The organism is uncultured Eubacterium sp., assembly GCF_934295145.1.
Taxonomy (GTDB): Bacteria; Bacillota; Clostridia; order Lachnospirales; family Lachnospiraceae; genus Eubacterium_I.
Genome location: NZ_CAKRAS010000006.1, coordinates 17,639 through 31,992, shown reverse-complemented (window position 1 = coordinate 31,992; position 14,354 = coordinate 17,639). Strand labels below are relative to the sequence as shown.

General features: G+C 43.7%; 11 protein-coding genes and 1 tRNA gene. 7 read left to right on the top strand and 5 right to left on the bottom strand.

The window, feature by feature from the left end:
• The first annotated feature begins 3 nt into the window (after window positions 1–3).
• The 4 genes from whiA (at window position 4) to Q0I54_RS02140 (ending at window position 5,292) form a co-directional block, all read left to right on the top strand.
• Entirely contained in the window at window positions 4–978 is a 975-nt protein-coding gene (gene whiA, locus Q0I54_RS02155) for a DNA-binding protein WhiA (RefSeq protein WP_296116054.1), read from the top strand.
• Complete coding sequence (locus Q0I54_RS02150; protein ID WP_296116052.1) at window positions 971–1,867, top strand: diacylglycerol kinase family protein; 897 nt, start codon at window positions 971–973, stop codon at window positions 1,865–1,867. The genes whiA and Q0I54_RS02150 overlap by 8 nt, the downstream gene beginning before the upstream one ends.
• A gap of 78 nt (window positions 1,868–1,945) precedes the next feature.
• On the top strand, window positions 1,946–2,809 hold the full coding sequence (gene fba, locus Q0I54_RS02145; RefSeq protein ID WP_296116050.1) for a class II fructose-1,6-bisphosphate aldolase: 864 nt from the start codon (window positions 1,946–1,948) through the stop codon (window positions 2,807–2,809).
• Between the two features lie 368 nt (window positions 2,810–3,177).
• Window positions 3,178–5,292: a glutamine synthetase III gene (locus Q0I54_RS02140; protein WP_296116048.1), complete on the top strand. Its 2,115-nt coding sequence runs from the start codon at window positions 3,178–3,180 to the stop codon at window positions 5,290–5,292.
• Between the two features lie 78 nt (window positions 5,293–5,370).
• On the opposite strand, the gene Q0I54_RS02135 is transcribed toward Q0I54_RS02140, so the two are convergent.
• From Q0I54_RS02135 to Q0I54_RS02115, 5 genes are all read right to left on the bottom strand, one after another.
• The gene (locus Q0I54_RS02135) at window positions 5,371–6,414 is read right to left on the bottom strand and encodes an acyltransferase family protein (protein ID WP_296116046.1); all 1,044 of its coding nucleotides are present in this window, start codon (window positions 6,412–6,414) and stop codon (window positions 5,371–5,373) included.
• A complete protein-coding gene (locus Q0I54_RS02130) occupies window positions 6,414–7,247 on the bottom strand; it encodes a S1 RNA-binding domain-containing protein (RefSeq protein WP_296116045.1) in 834 nt (277 codons plus the stop codon). The genes Q0I54_RS02135 and Q0I54_RS02130 overlap by 1 nt, the downstream gene beginning before the upstream one ends.
• Window positions 7,248–7,279: 32 nt before the next feature.
• On the bottom strand, window positions 7,280–7,990 hold the full coding sequence (locus tag Q0I54_RS02125; protein WP_296116042.1) for an acyl-[acyl-carrier-protein] thioesterase: 711 nt from the start codon (window positions 7,988–7,990) through the stop codon (window positions 7,280–7,282).
• Between the two features lie 110 nt (window positions 7,991–8,100).
• Window positions 8,101–8,172, bottom strand: a tRNA-Gln gene (locus Q0I54_RS02120).
• Between the two features lie 180 nt (window positions 8,173–8,352).
• Window positions 8,353–8,994 carry a YigZ family protein gene (locus tag Q0I54_RS02115; RefSeq protein WP_296116040.1) on the bottom strand — a complete coding sequence of 214 codons (642 nt, stop codon included), beginning with the start codon at window positions 8,992–8,994 and terminating at the stop codon, window positions 8,353–8,355.
• A gap of 238 nt (window positions 8,995–9,232) precedes the next feature.
• Here Q0I54_RS02115 and Q0I54_RS02110 point away from each other — a divergent pair, with 238 nt between their 5' ends.
• The 3 genes from Q0I54_RS02110 to Q0I54_RS02100 all read left to right on the top strand — a co-directional run bounded on the left by Q0I54_RS02110 (window position 9,233) and on the right by Q0I54_RS02100 (window position 14,337).
• Window positions 9,233–11,779 carry a transglycosylase domain-containing protein gene (locus Q0I54_RS02110; protein WP_296116038.1) on the top strand — a complete coding sequence of 849 codons (2,547 nt, stop codon included), beginning with the start codon at window positions 9,233–9,235 and terminating at the stop codon, window positions 11,777–11,779.
• Window positions 11,780–11,986: 207 nt separating this feature from the next.
• Entirely contained in the window at window positions 11,987–12,970 is a 984-nt protein-coding gene (locus Q0I54_RS02105) for a C40 family peptidase (protein WP_296116036.1), read from the top strand.
• 689 nt (window positions 12,971–13,659) lie between these two features.
• A complete protein-coding gene (locus Q0I54_RS02100) occupies window positions 13,660–14,337 on the top strand; it encodes a WecB/TagA/CpsF family glycosyltransferase (RefSeq protein WP_296116034.1) in 678 nt (225 codons plus the stop codon).
• The last annotated feature ends 17 nt before the right edge of the window (window positions 14,338–14,354 follow it).

Genomic DNA, 14,354 nt, shown 5'->3' with positions numbered 1-14,354 from the left:
ACCATGTCTTTTTCAGGGGAAATGAAAGAGGAGATCGGGCGGCTGATTCCGGACAGGGAAGAAAGTGTCCGGGCGGAACTGATGGCTATCATCCGGTTTTGTGGCAGAATCCTTCGAGAGGAGGACAGTCTGGCAGTTTTTTTGGAAACAGAAAATGTCGTGCTGGCAAAGACATATGTCAAACTGATCAAACGCGCTTTTGATATTCAGGTGCAGCTTGAAATACGACGGCACGGAGCCGGCCGAAATAACCAATATTTTATATTGCTGTCAGAGCGGCCGGAGGACATGCTTTATTCCGAGGAAAAACCGGAGCGGAAAAAACTTCAGCGGGCATTGATGGATATTTGCGTCTGGAGTGCACAGGTGAATCCGGGAAATCTGCTGCAGTCTGTTGAGAGCAGACGGGCTTATATCCGCGGGGCATTTTTGAGTGGAGGATCCATGAGTGATCCGGGAAAATCTTATCATTTTGAAATTGTCTGTGATGATAGGGCAACGGCGGAGTTCCTGAAAGAACAGATGCGTTTTTTTGAAATCAAGGCGAAGCTGATCATGCGGAAGCAAAAGCCTGTGGTTTATCTGAAAGACAGTGAGGAGATCATTCAGATCCTGAATGTGATGGAGGCACACAAATCGCTGATGGAGCTGGAAAATATCCGCATTATCAAAGACATGCGAAACAGTGCCAACCGGCAGTCAAATTGTGATTCTGCCAATATCAACAAGATGGTGAAGACCGCGGCCAGACAGGTGGAGGACATTCATTATATAGAAGAACATCTTGGATTGGAGCAGCTTCCGTCTGCCATCCGGGAGATGGCGCAGGTGCGGCTGGATCATCCGGACGTATCATTACAGGAACTTGGGGCATATCTGGATCCGCCGGTGGGAAAATCCGGGGTGAATCACAGACTCAGAAAATTAAAAATAATTGCAGAAGGATTGAGGACCGAAGAGGAGAATAAAAATGGATAAGAAAAAATTATTATTTATATTTAATCCGAGATCCGGGAAGGGACAGATTCGAAATCAACTGGTGTCCATCGTGGACACATTTGTAAAAAGTGGGTATGAGGTAACGATTCATCCGACCCAGGAAAAAGCAGATGCTGTGCGTAAAGTGGAAGAATGCGCGGAAGAATATGATATGATCGTGTGCAGTGGCGGTGATGGAACTCTGGACGAAGTTGTCACCGGAATGATGCAGTGTGACAGTATCGTGCCCATCGGATATATTCCGGCAGGAAGCACTAATGATTTTGCGCAGTCTCTGAAAATCCCAAAAAACATGCTTCAGGCGGCAGATGTGGCAGTCAATGGACAGCTGTTTCCGTGTGATGTAGGGGAATTTAATGAAGATTATTTCGTATATATTGCAGCCTTTGGTCTGTTTACAGATGTTTCTTATATGACAAATCAGAAGTTGAAAAATATCTTCGGTCATGTGGCTTATATTCTGGAAAGTGCAAAGCGGCTGTACGACATCCCATCCTATTATCTGGAAGTGGAAGTAAATGGCGAGACGATCCGGGATGAATTTATTTACGGTATGATCACAAATTCCGTTTCCGTTGGCGGCATGAAAAATATGACTGGAAATAACGTAAAACTGGATGACGGTGAGTTTGAGGTGACATTAATAAAAATGCCGCAGAACCCGATTCAGTTAAACGAGATTCTGGCAAATCTTGTGATGCCAAAGGATATCGAGACGTCTTATATCTATACGTACAAGACAGATCACATTAAGCTTCGGTGCGATGATTATGTGCCGTGGACTCTGGATGGCGAGTACGGCGGAGAACACAAAGAAGTGGAAATTTTTAACCGCTGTCGCCGGATAAGTTTTATGGTTGAAAAATAGTACTTTCTTTTTTTGAGAGATACGGTTATAATGTTATTATATTAACAATATTTTTTTAAACAAATGGAGGATCTCATTATGTTAGTTTCAGCAAAAGAAATGCTTGAAAAAGCAAAAGCAGGTCATTATGCAGTTGGTCAGTTCAACATCAACAACCTTGAGTGGACAAAAGCAATTCTGTTAACTGCTCAGGAGAATAACTCTCCGGTTATTCTTGGTGTATCTGAAGGTGCCGGCAAATATATGGCAGGCTACAAGACTATTGTTGGTATGGTAAACGGAATGCTGGAGGAGTTAAATATCACAGTTCCGGTTGCATTACATCTGGATCACGGCAGCTATGAAGCTTGCTACAAATGTATCGACGCCGGTTTCTCATCTGTAATGTTTGACGGTTCTCACTATCCGATCGAGGAGAACGTTGCCAAGACAAAAGAGCTTGTTGCTGTTTGCAAAGAGAAAGGATTATCTCTTGAGGCAGAAGTTGGTTCCATTGGTGGCGAGGAAGACGGTGTGATCGGAATGGGCGAGTGTGCAGATCCGGACGAGTGTAAAGCAATCGCTGATCTTGGCGTAACAATGCTTGCAGCAGGTATTGGTAACATTCACGGAAAATATCCGGAAAACTGGGCTGGATTAAGCTTTGAGACTCTGGATGCAATCCAGCAGAAGACTGGCGATATGCCGTTAGTACTTCATGGTGGTACAGGTATTCCGGATGACATGATCAAGAAAGCAATCTCTCTTGGTGTTGCAAAGATTAACGTAAATACAGAGTGCCAGCTTGTATTTGCTGAAGCTACAAGAAAATATATCGAAGAGGGCAAAGACCTAGTAGGAAAAGGATTTGATCCTAGAAAAGTACTTGCTCCAGGCTTTGAGGCTATCAAAGCTAAAGTAAAAGAGAAAATGGAAATTTTTGGTTCTATCGACAAAGCCTGAGAATTTGTAAAAAGTTACGAAAAATTAGCATTTTACAACTCATAATTGTTGAAATGGACAAAAATGTTTTCGGCCTCTTGCAATTTTCAATAATTTGTACTATGGTAGTTGCAAGACATGAATACGTGCTGAACAAGGGTGTTCCAACAAATGGTGGAATACCCTTTTCTGCTATAAAAAGATAAAATTGATCATTTAACCAAATAAGCAGAATGGTAGCTATTAGGTCAGAACAGGCAACGGAAACGGATTGAGAATATCCGCTGCTTATAGCAGAATTGCTCCGGATACATAATGAAATGAAAACGGGCAAATCAGTATATACTCAGGGGACTGTAAAAATATGAGAAAAGAGAGGAATCAAGAAGATGAGTGGATATTTCAAAGTCGCTGATATTTTTGGCGAAAATGTATTCAATGACACTGTGATGAAGGAAAGACTTCCAAAGAAAGTGTATCAGAAATTGCAGGAGACCATCAAAGAGGGAACAGATCTGGATCTTGCAACTGCAGACATCATTGCACATGAAATGAAGGAATGGGCAATTGAGCAGGGTGCAACACATTATACCCATTGGTTCCAGCCGCTGACAGGTGTGACAGCAGAGAAACATGATTCATTTATCACTGCTCCAAATGAGCAGGGTAAAGTACTGATGAGCTTTTCCGGTAAAGAGCTGATCAAAGGTGAGCCGGATGCATCTTCTTTCCCATCAGGCGGACTTCGCGCAACCTGCGAAGCAAGAGGATATACAGCTTGGGATTGTACTTCTTATGCATTTGTAAGACATGATGCAGCAGGTGCTACGCTTTGCATTCCGACAGCGTTCTGCTCTTACAAAGGTGAGGCACTGGATCAGAAGACACCACTGCTTCGTTCCATGCAGGCCATCAACACACAGGCATTACGTTTACTGAGATTATTCGGAAATACAACTTCTAAAAAAGTTACTCCATCTGTTGGATCCGAGCAGGAGTATTTCCTGGTAGATAAAGAAAAATATTTAAGAAGAAAAGACCTGATCTATACCGGTCGTACCTTATTTGGTTCCATGCCGGCGAAAGGACAGGAAATGGATGACCATTATTTCGGAAGCATTCGTCCACGTATCGCTGCATTTATGAAAGATGTAAATGAAGAGCTGTGGAAACTGGGTGTTCCGGCTAAGACACAACATAACGAGGTTGCTCCGGCACAGCATGAGCTGGCTCCGATTTATGAGACATGTAATCTTGCTCTGGATCACAACCATCTGGTTATGGAAGTGCTGAAAAAGAAAGCAAACGAGCATGGACTTCAGTGCCTGCTTCATGAGAAACCATTTGATGGTGTCAATGGTTCCGGTAAACATAACAACTGGTCCATCACAACGGATGATGGTATCAATCTGTTAGAGCCAGGCAAAACACCACATGAGAACATTCAGTTCCTTCTGGTACTTGCCTGCATCCTGAAAGCAGTAGATGATCATGCAGATCTTCTTCGCTGGTCCGCAGCTGACGTAGGAAATGATCACAGACTTGGAGCAAACGAGGCTCCGCCAGCAATCATTTCTGTATTCCTTGGCGAGCAGCTTGACGATGTGATCACACAGCTGATCAGCACAGGTTCTGCAACACATTCCTTAAAAGGTGGCGTATTACAGACAGGTGTAGATTCTCTGCCAGATCTTGCAAAAGATGCAACAGACCGAAATAGAACATCACCGTTTGCATTTACAGGAAACAAATTCGAGTTCCGTATGGTTGGTTCTCAGGATTCCATTTCTGCACCAAATGTTGTATTAAATACCATCGTTGCAGAAGCTTTTGAGGAAGCTTGCGATGAACTGGAAAAAGCAGAAGATGTAAATGAAAAAGCACATGACCTGATCAAGAAATATCTGATAGATCATCAGAGAATCATCTTCAATGGTGATGGATATTCTGATGCATGGGTAGAGGAAGCAGAGCGCAGAGGATTACCAAATATCAGATCCATGGTAGATGCAATCCCGGCACTGACTACAGATAAAGCTGTAGGTATGTTTGAGAAATTCGGCGTATTTACAAAAGCTGAGTTAGAGTCCCGTGAAGAGATTCAGTATGAAATCTATGCAAAAGAGATTAACATTGAAGCAAGAGCAATGATCAATATTACAAGTAAGACATTGATTCCGTCCGTTATCAAATACATTACTTCTCTGGCAGAATCCATCAATGCAGTAAAAGCTGCATGCGATTGTGATATCAGTGTTCAGACAGAGTTATTACAGGAGGCATCTGCATTATTGTCTGATACAAAAGTTGCTCTGGCAAAACTGGAAGAAGTAACAGATAAAGGTCTGACCATGGGCGATGGTGTAGAGCGTGCAGCATACTATCGTGATGAAGTTACAACTGCTATGGCAGAGCTTCGTGCTCCGATCGATAAACTTGAGATTATCGTTGATAAGAAAGTATGGCCGATGCCATCTTACGGCGATCTCATCTTTGAGGTTTAAGAAACGGTATTATCTAATCCCCTTAGTTAGTATATACATCAATCGAAAAAGAACCGGAAGTTAAATTCCGGTTCTTTTTCAGTTGGGAGAAACTTTTTTAAACGGTTCTGATTTTAATTTTAAACGTCTGCTTTTTAACAGGATAAAAAGTGCAGACAGAACAAAAGTAAGTATAGCAGTGAACAGAAAATCATCAATGCCATGATCCTTATGTTTGTACTGAAGTTTATAATAAATGCTCCAGATGTACATATGGAGCAGGTATAGAATCATACTGGACTGACGCATGAAATGATAAATGCGGTGCTCTTTTAATGAAAAATTTTCCACAATACCGAAAAAGCTGACGGAAATAATAATCAGAAGACAGGAATCGATAACGGATACATGGATCAGAAAGCTGGCAATGCATCCGGCGGGAAGCAGGATCCTGTTCAGGAGAGCAGGAATTTTTCGGTAGGCGAGCAACATACCCAGAGGAAGATAAATACCGCCGGTAAAAATTCGACCGTGTTGTACGGTATGGTGTATGACTGGTAAAAGTGCCTGCATAGTTGTCAGAAAGTGATCTGGGGAGGCAATCAGTGCGTCAATGGTAAAACTGATGACCGCGGAAATTCCACTTACCAGCAACAATGCTGTAGGTGGAGCTTTGCGTTTTAACAGCAGGTACAAAACTCCAAGTGTATAAAAGGTTGACAGAAGATACCATAAAGGCCAGGAATTATATTGTTGACCGACAAAGAAAAATCCCTGAATGTAGAGCAGAATGGCACGATGCAATGTTTTTCCTGTAGCAACAAGATGCCAGAGTGCCATTGGAAGATACAAAAGTGTCCAAATCAGGTACATTTTTAAGATCTTTGTCATATAACGTCTGATTTTTGAAAGGTTTTCCAGCCCGGAAAAGGGGTACTGCATTTTTTTTGCCAGCAAATATCCGGAGGTAAGGAAGAAAAATGGAACTGCCATGGACAGAAACAGGTATCCGATTCTGGACATGGCAGTATTGCTGCAGTCAGCCAGTGGATCTGTGTGAATTGCAATGACTGCGAATGCCATGATAAATTTACACAGATCCAGACTGTATTTTTCTGCAGGTCTGCTATTTGATTGATTCATTATACCCGTCGGATCCCCTTATCTGTAAATTCAATCAGACGTTCTTTGTAAAGGTGACCAACGGCACGCTTGAAAGCGTTTTTGCTCATGTGAGCTTCACGCTTGATGATTTCCGGTGACGCTTTATCGTTAAAAGGAAGGACACCGCCGTATTCATCAATGATTCTTAATACGTCTTCGGCATCTTTGTTCATCTGAACATAAGCTTTGGCACGAATGGTCAGATCCAATTTTCCGTCTGGTTTGCGGTTTGTGACGGTTGCTTCAATGATATCACCGATCTTTAATGCAGTAGTGTTTTCGAATCCCGGAATGCGGGCAGAATATTTGTCATCTACGGCTACAAAGGTACCAAAATTTTCACTGAATTCGTATACGCGTCCGGTTACCGTGTCTCCTTTTTTGTATGGAGAATCTGTGGAAAGCAGATGATAAATGCCTTCCATGGTAGCACAGAGACGATTACTTTTGTCAATATAAAGAGTAACAAGTACTTCGTCGCCTTCTCTGACCTTGCGAAGCTGCTCTTTGAAGGGAAGCAGAAGATCTTTCTCCAGTCCCCAGTCAAGAAATGCACCGATCTGTGTTATCTGAACAACTTTTAGAACAGCAAAACCGCCCAGCGTCAGCTTTGGTTCATTCGTAGTGGCAATCAGACGATCCTTGGAATCTTTATATAAGAAGACTTCCAGTTTATCGTGCAGCTTTGTTCCTTCTGGAACTTGCTTTGCCGGGAGCAGTACGCGGGTTTCATCATTCTGCTGTTCTGCAAGGTAAACACCGAAGTCTACCTGTTTTACTACGGTAAGGGTCTGTTTTTCTCCTAATTTCATGTTGTGTTTCCGTCCTTTCTGATTGTGTAAAATTAAATTGTGCTCTGGAACTCTACAATAGCATAAGGTTTGCATTCCGCATCATTAAGGGATACTTTCAACGTATCGCCTTCTTGATGATATAATGGGTAGATCGTATCACCGTATACCGCAGAATTGCGATATTCCACTCGAAGCTGGCGTACGGTAAAATTATCCGGCAGGCATTCCATAGCCATGGGAACGTAGCGTTCATTGTTGACATGATTATTGGAATCAATATCGTATTTGCGGACCTGGATGGGGGAAAGGCTGATTCCCTCTGTGACAGGACTGATTTTTCTGGATGCTTCTTTCATTGGAAGCGCAGGTTCACAGGAGTACAGATCACTGATTTCTTTTGGGATGCGTTCCGGATGCCCGGTTTTGATATTCATGTAGATCCAGTTCGTATTAGAATAAGCCAGGATATTTCCGTTGGCATCCTCCATTTTGAAATTACGATATCCGAAAAAGGCTTTCCAGCCATGTGCCCATGTGCTGATTGTGATTTCTTCGCCAAATCGTGGATAGCGGTTGATAATAATCTGCCAGGAAGAAAGAATCCAGGCATATCCCTGCGCTGTCATAATCTCAATACTCTGTCCGATGGAATCTGAATGGAACGTGCTGCAGTCCTGAAAATAATTGATGATAGATGGCAGCGTCATGTTAAGATGACTATCCACTTCACTGAACCTGACGCGGCTCTTAAATTGATACATGAAAAACGTCCTCCTTGAAAATGCAGATGTAAACCGGATGAAGCAAGAACACATCAATCATCCACTTTTAGTTAACAAAAAAGCACCATTTGCATGGTGCTTTTTAACAGCTGGCCCACAAGGATTCGAACCTTGAAATGACGGAGTCAGAGTCCGTTGCCTTACCATTTGGCGATGGGCCATTACTTGTCGTTGAGGTTTTTGAGTTGTTTTCCTCATGTCCTGTCGACAAGTGTTATTATAGGGCAAGTTACCAAGGATTGCAACCCCTTTTTTGAAAAAACTGCGTTTGAATTTTTGGCTTATTTTCAATAATAATCTGACACTTTGGCAACAAAACGGAAGTGTGCGAAAATGAAATACTAAAAAATGATTTCACCATCAACGACGCCAAATTCCTCCAAATCTTCTGAATCCATGATGGCACGTCCACTGGTTACTTCTGTAATTTCAGCACAAAAATTCGTGAATTTTTCTTCTGGAATCATCAAATCCAGTGTGACATTGTCGGCATATTGCGTATTCAGAGTGAAAATCTGGTTCTGCGCAACCAGATATTGGAGTTTTCCGATGCCATTATAATCTGTAGTTACATGTAATTTATGCCCGAACTGCTTTTCGATGATGGTACTTGCTGCCAGTCCTGCCTGCGTCGCGGCCTGGTAAGCCCGCACCAGGCCGCCGGTGCCAAGCAGTGTGCCGCCAAAATACCGGGTCACGACAACGATACAGTTGTGGATTTCTTCCCGGAGCAGTACATCCAGGATCGGACGGCCGGCAGTGCCGGAAGGTTCCCCGTCATCGCTGCAGCGGGTACATTCGTTTTTTTTTCCTATGGTATAGGCATGGCAATTGTGGCGTGCATCCCAATATTCTTTTTTTATCTTATTTAAGAAGGTAACGGCTTCCTCTTCCGAACTGACAGGAAGCGTGTGGGCGATGAAACGGGATTTTTTTTCTTCGATTTCACCCTGACCGGCCTGATATAATACTTTATAACTCATGGTGTTCCTTTCTTTTTCACAAATCTGCATGGCTCTGACTAGATATGTCTATATTCAGAGCCATCTCGATTCCGCCATGCTTCATCTCGATGTGGCTTCTCGCCAAATAGATTTACTGCAAAAAGTGCGCATTCATGCAAGCATGATTTACACTTTTTTTGTAAATCTGCATGGCTCTGAATATAGACAGTATATCGCATTAATGGTAAGATAGGCAATATAAGATTGGAGGAAATATATGAACTATGGAAGGAAGCAGGCTGCACGGAAACGCTGGAATCTGACATCCCGTGGTGCTGTGATGCGCCGGAAGGTTAAATCACTGACGCTGCTGATCATATTGCTTATTTTTGTGCTTGGACTTGGCTATGGCGGTTACCGTGGCTATCGTTATGTGGAGCAGATGATTGCGGAAGCACCGGATATTAATGAGATTGACGCGACACCGTCGGGCTATATGTCTACCGTGCTGGACGCAGATGGAAATGTGACGGCACAGCTGGTGGGAACCGGTTCTAACCGTGTCTATGTGACGCTGAATGAGATCCCGGTGGATCTGCAGCATGCATTTGTGGCTATTGAGGATGAACGTTTTTATGAACATAACGGAATTGACTTGCGGGGAATCGCCCGTGCAGTTGCGAAAGGACTGACAACGGGACATTTTTCGGAAGGTGCCAGTACGATTACGCAGCAGCTGTTGAAAAATAATGTATTTGAAGGCTGGACGAGCGAAGATTCCAGCCAGCGTGTAAAACGTAAATTGCAGGAACAGTATCTGGCCATGGAACTGGAGAAAAAAGTGTCCAAGGACTGGATCATGGAAAATTACCTGAATACCATCAACCTTGGGCAGAATACACTGGGCGTTCAGGCTGCGTCCCGCCGCTATTTTGGCAAGGATGTATCGGAACTGAACCTGTCGGAGTGTGCTGTGATCGCTGGAATTACCCAGAATCCGTCCAAATACAATCCGATTTCGCATCCGGATAACAATGCTGTGCGCCGGGAAAAAGTGTTGAAAAACATGAAAGATCAGGGGTATATTGATGATGCGCAGTATGAAGCTGCACTGGCGGATAATGTGTATGACAGAATTCAGGAAAACAATACAAAGTGGGAAAACAGCGATATGAATATCACCTCATATTTTGTGGATTCTCTGACAGATGAGATCATTGAGGATCTGCAGGAAGAACTTGGATATTCTGAAGCGCAGGCATATAAAGCACTTTATAGTGGTGGTCTTACGATTTACTCCACACAGAATCCGAAAATACAGGCTGTCTGTGATACACAGGTGAATAATGACAGCAATTATGATATTCGCAATAAAGTGTCATTTTCCTATGCGTTGTCGATTCAGCAGACGGATGGAGCTGTGGAACATTTCAGTGAGCAGAGCTTATTAGCTTATTATAAGAAGCAATACGGAAATTATAACCTGAATTATTCTTCTGAGTCGGATGCGCAGGATGCCATTGATGAATATCGGGAAGCATTATTGCAGGACGGCGGCATTGTGCTAGGTGAAAATGTGATATTTACGGTACAGCCACAGGCTTCCGTGACGATCATTGACCAGAGTACCGGTCAGGTGAAAGCGCTGGTTGGCGGCCGTGGAGAAAAGACAGCCAGCAAGACACTGAACCGTGCATCGGGAACAACTCGTCAGCCGGGTTCCACATTTAAAATACTGACTGCGTATGCACCTGCACTTGAAAGTGGAAAATATACGCTGGCGACGACCGTGCTGGATGAGCCGATCACTTACAAATCCGGTCAGACGATTCACAATGCAGACGGAAAATACCGTGGTTACACAAGTATCCGGGAAGCAATTCAGGATTCTGTTAACGTGGTTGCCATCAAGACGGTGGAAGATATTACGCCGCAGACCGGTTATGAAATGGCGAAAAAATTTGGCATTTCCACACTGACAAAGGATGACGCAGTAGAATCCCTGCCACTTGGTGTCGGCAGTGTCAGCAACCTTGAACTGACAGCTGCTTTTGAAGTTATGCCAAATCAGGGTGTTTACAAAGAGCCTGTATTATATACGAAGATTCTGGATCAGGACGGTAATTTGCTTCTGGAGAAAAAACCGAAGAAACACCATGTGATCAAGGACAGCACCGCATTTCTTCTGACTTCCGCTATGGAAGATGTTGTGAAAAAAGGAAGCGGAAAACTTGCGGATTTTGAGACGATGCCGATTGCCGGAAAAACCGGTACAGCCGGAACCACAGAGGCGGCACGGGATGCCTGGTTTGCAGGATATACGCCTTATTATACCGGTGTGGTATGGTGCGGCTATGACGATAATTCCGAACTGGAATCCAATCGTTCTCCGAAGATTCTCTGGCGTAACATTATGAAGAGCCTGCATGAGGGACTGGAATATAAAGAATTTGAGCAGCCGGATGATGTGGTGGAGAGCAGCGTGTGTCAGACTTCCGGAAAACTTGCTATCAAAGGGGTTTGTCCGAAAGTGACTACGGAATATTTTGAAGAAGGGACAGAACCTTCCGAAAAATGTGATCTGCACCAGACGGCAGTGATCTGCAAAGATTCCGGACTGCTGGCCGGTGATTATTGCCCGGATAGCAGCAAAGAGACAAAAGCCTTTGTAAAAGGCGCTTCCGGTGAGGACAAGATGCCGACAGAGGTATGTAACGTGCATACGGGAGAAGGCATGTTGGATAAGATTTTGGAAGCTGTGACATCTGCAGTGGGACAGGCAAATTCGGATCATTCCGAACACTCACAAAATCAGCAGAACTAAATAAATAACAGATGAGGAGAAATGGAATTGTTACAATTCTGTTTCTCCTTTTCGACTTATAAAAAACTATAAAATATAGGAAAGTATGGCCTATGATACTTGACATCTAAAAATGCAGTTGTTATAATTACAATCGTTGATGTAACAAATTCGTAACAAATGAAATGAAAAGTAATATATAGAAAAACGATTGTGAGGAAATAATTTATGAAATCCAGAAATAAAAAAGTAACTGCCTGTTTGTTATTAAGTACCCTGATGCTGACACTTGGAGCAGGAACCGCTCAGGCAGCACCGGCTGACCTGTCGGGTGCAGCAGCACCTGTTTCCGGCGTATCCCTGCTGGTTGCTCAGTCAAATGTACAGACTGAAGCAGCTGAAGCGCAGGCAGCTCAGAACCTTGGTGTTGCACAGGTAGACAATTACCTGAATGTTCGTGAGGAAGCATCCACAGATAGCAGCGTTGTTGGAATTATGAAAAACGATACAGTTGCAGAAGTTACAGGAGAGCAGGATGGCTGGTATCAGATTTCATCCGGTTCTATTACGGGATATGTAAAAGCAGAGTATCTGACTGTTGGCGATCAGGCGCTGCTTGATTCTGTAAAAAGCAGAAAAGCACAGGTAAACACAGAGACATTGAAAGTCCGCAGCGAGGCATCCACAGACGCATCTGTTGTGACTTTGGTTGGACAGGAAGATCAGCTTTCTGTAACAGATGAGCAGACACCAGGTTGGATCAAAGTACAGACTGCAGATGGAGAAGGCTATATTTCCGCTGATTATGCAACGGTAGAAGATACTTATCAGTATGCAGAAAAACCACAGACAGAATCCAGTGAAGCAGGATCTGGAAACTCTGTTATCAGCTATGCATTGCAGTTCGTTGGAAATCCGTATGTATGGGGCGGTACAAGCCTGACAAACGGTGTGGATTGTTCCGGATTCGTAATGCAGGTTTATGCACATTATGGAATTTCTCTGCCGCATTCCTCTGCAGCATTACGCAGCGTAGGTCGTGGGGTAAGCTATTCAGAGGCACAGCCGGGTGATATTGTATGTTACAGTGGTCATGTTGGAATTTATATTGGTGGTGGACAGATCGTGCATGCAAGTAATCCACGTGATGGTATAAAAGTGTCTACGGCTACATTTAAAAGCATTCTTGCTGTACGTCGCGTAATGAATTAGTCCCTTTTGTGGATTAGAATATAAGTTGTGAAAAAGAATTCAGCCTGTTTTGTCTCAGTCGCTAGCAATCGCTCCTTGAGAAAAAACAGGCTGAATTCTTTCTGCTACGTAGTGTTGTGTTACGATAGGCTAAGGTTGAATGTGACAGGAGGAAAATAAACGCTCCGCGAGGGCACACATTGTCTGGGAGACAATGGTTTTGCGCCGACCGAAACGAAGTGTAGATTGCAGTGGTTTTGAGAAGAATATGTCAGATTTCGCTGACCAGAATCACGCACCAAGTCTCACGAGCGTTCGACTTGAATGTGTAAATGCGAGATCGAGGACTGGGGTCTATGTAAGCGATTTAGGGAACGACTGAGTTTTACGAGGTTTTGCGCGAGAGGGAACCGACCAGTTTTTATCAGAGGTGAGAACGAGCGCGATGAAACCGAAGTGAAATGAGGGAAGTGAGTGACTAGCGTCATAGACCCCAGTCACCGATCTCGCTTTAACAAACCTTCCGTTTTATCACTACCATTCAAAAAATGTTGATAACGTGCATAACTTTGTGCATAAATGCGAAAAATGTAGGTTGTTCCGTAATTTTATTGGTTATAATTGAATTTTACTTGACGTATGGGTACAATTATTGTATAAAGGTTCAATGGAGAATTATTCCTGAAATAAGATAAAAGAAATGGGACAAAATGAGTAGTAGAAAAGAACTGGCGGGGGTGCGGATCGATATCTGCAGTCTGCGGGAAGCACTTCATAGAATAGAAGATTATGTAAAATCAGAGGGACTGCATGTGGTGGAATCTGTTTCCATGAGGACTATCGTGACAGCCGGCGAGGACGGAGTAGTGCGTCAGTGCCTGGATGAGATGGATCTTGTGATCCCTTCTGATAAGGAAATTCTGCTGGAACTTGGTGTGACATCCAGACAATGGCTGGATGAGGCACGGGAGCATCGGTTTGCGTATGAAGCATTACGGACAGTGGCGAGAGAACGTCACAGTATTTATCTGCTGACGGAAAAGCGGGAGCAGATGGACCGGTTATGTCAGTATATGGAAGAATCTTTCGGTGATTACAGTGGCATTTGTGGGGATGCTGTCTGGGAAGAATGCGAGGGAGATACGGAGCGTATTGTAAATGAGATCAATGCAGTGGCTCCACATATGCTGCTTGTCATGCTGCCGACACCGGTGCAGGAGACGTTTCTGGCAGAACATCGGAAAATGTTGAATATCCGGCTGTGGTTTGGCGTGGGTACGGAGAATCCCTTCGCGGGAAGAAAAACGAAACCGGTGGGAGCCATACGGAAGCTGCTGGCACATCGTAAGATGAAGCAGCAGATTCAGTCCAGTAAGGAAGAAATATAGATATTGTTTTTGGCTTA

What these genes read in the sequence shown, in the direction of transcription:
- whiA (WP_296116054.1), top strand. Translation starts at nt 4, where the DNA reads ATGTCTTTTTCAGGGGAAATGAAAGAGGAGATCGGGCGGCTGATTCCG.
- Q0I54_RS02150 (WP_296116052.1), top strand. Translation starts at nt 971, where the DNA reads ATGGATAAGAAAAAATTATTATTTATATTTAATCCGAGATCCGGGAAG.
- fba (WP_296116050.1), top strand. Translation starts at nt 1,946, where the DNA reads ATGTTAGTTTCAGCAAAAGAAATGCTTGAAAAAGCAAAAGCAGGTCAT.
- Q0I54_RS02140 (WP_296116048.1), top strand. Translation starts at nt 3,178, where the DNA reads ATGAGTGGATATTTCAAAGTCGCTGATATTTTTGGCGAAAATGTATTC.
- Q0I54_RS02135 (WP_296116046.1), bottom strand. Translation starts at nt 6,414, where the DNA reads ATGAATCAATCAAATAGCAGACCTGCAGAAAAATACAGTCTGGATCTG.
- Q0I54_RS02130 (WP_296116045.1), bottom strand. Translation starts at nt 7,247, where the DNA reads ATGAAATTAGGAGAAAAACAGACCCTTACCGTAGTAAAACAGGTAGAC.
- Q0I54_RS02125 (WP_296116042.1), bottom strand. Translation starts at nt 7,990, where the DNA reads ATGTATCAATTTAAGAGCCGCGTCAGGTTCAGTGAAGTGGATAGTCAT.
- Q0I54_RS02115 (WP_296116040.1), bottom strand. Translation starts at nt 8,994, where the DNA reads ATGAGTTATAAAGTATTATATCAGGCCGGTCAGGGTGAAATCGAAGAA.
- Q0I54_RS02110 (WP_296116038.1), top strand. Translation starts at nt 9,233, where the DNA reads ATGAACTATGGAAGGAAGCAGGCTGCACGGAAACGCTGGAATCTGACA.
- Q0I54_RS02105 (WP_296116036.1), top strand. Translation starts at nt 11,987, where the DNA reads ATGAAATCCAGAAATAAAAAAGTAACTGCCTGTTTGTTATTAAGTACC.
- Q0I54_RS02100 (WP_296116034.1), top strand. Translation starts at nt 13,660, where the DNA reads ATGAGTAGTAGAAAAGAACTGGCGGGGGTGCGGATCGATATCTGCAGT.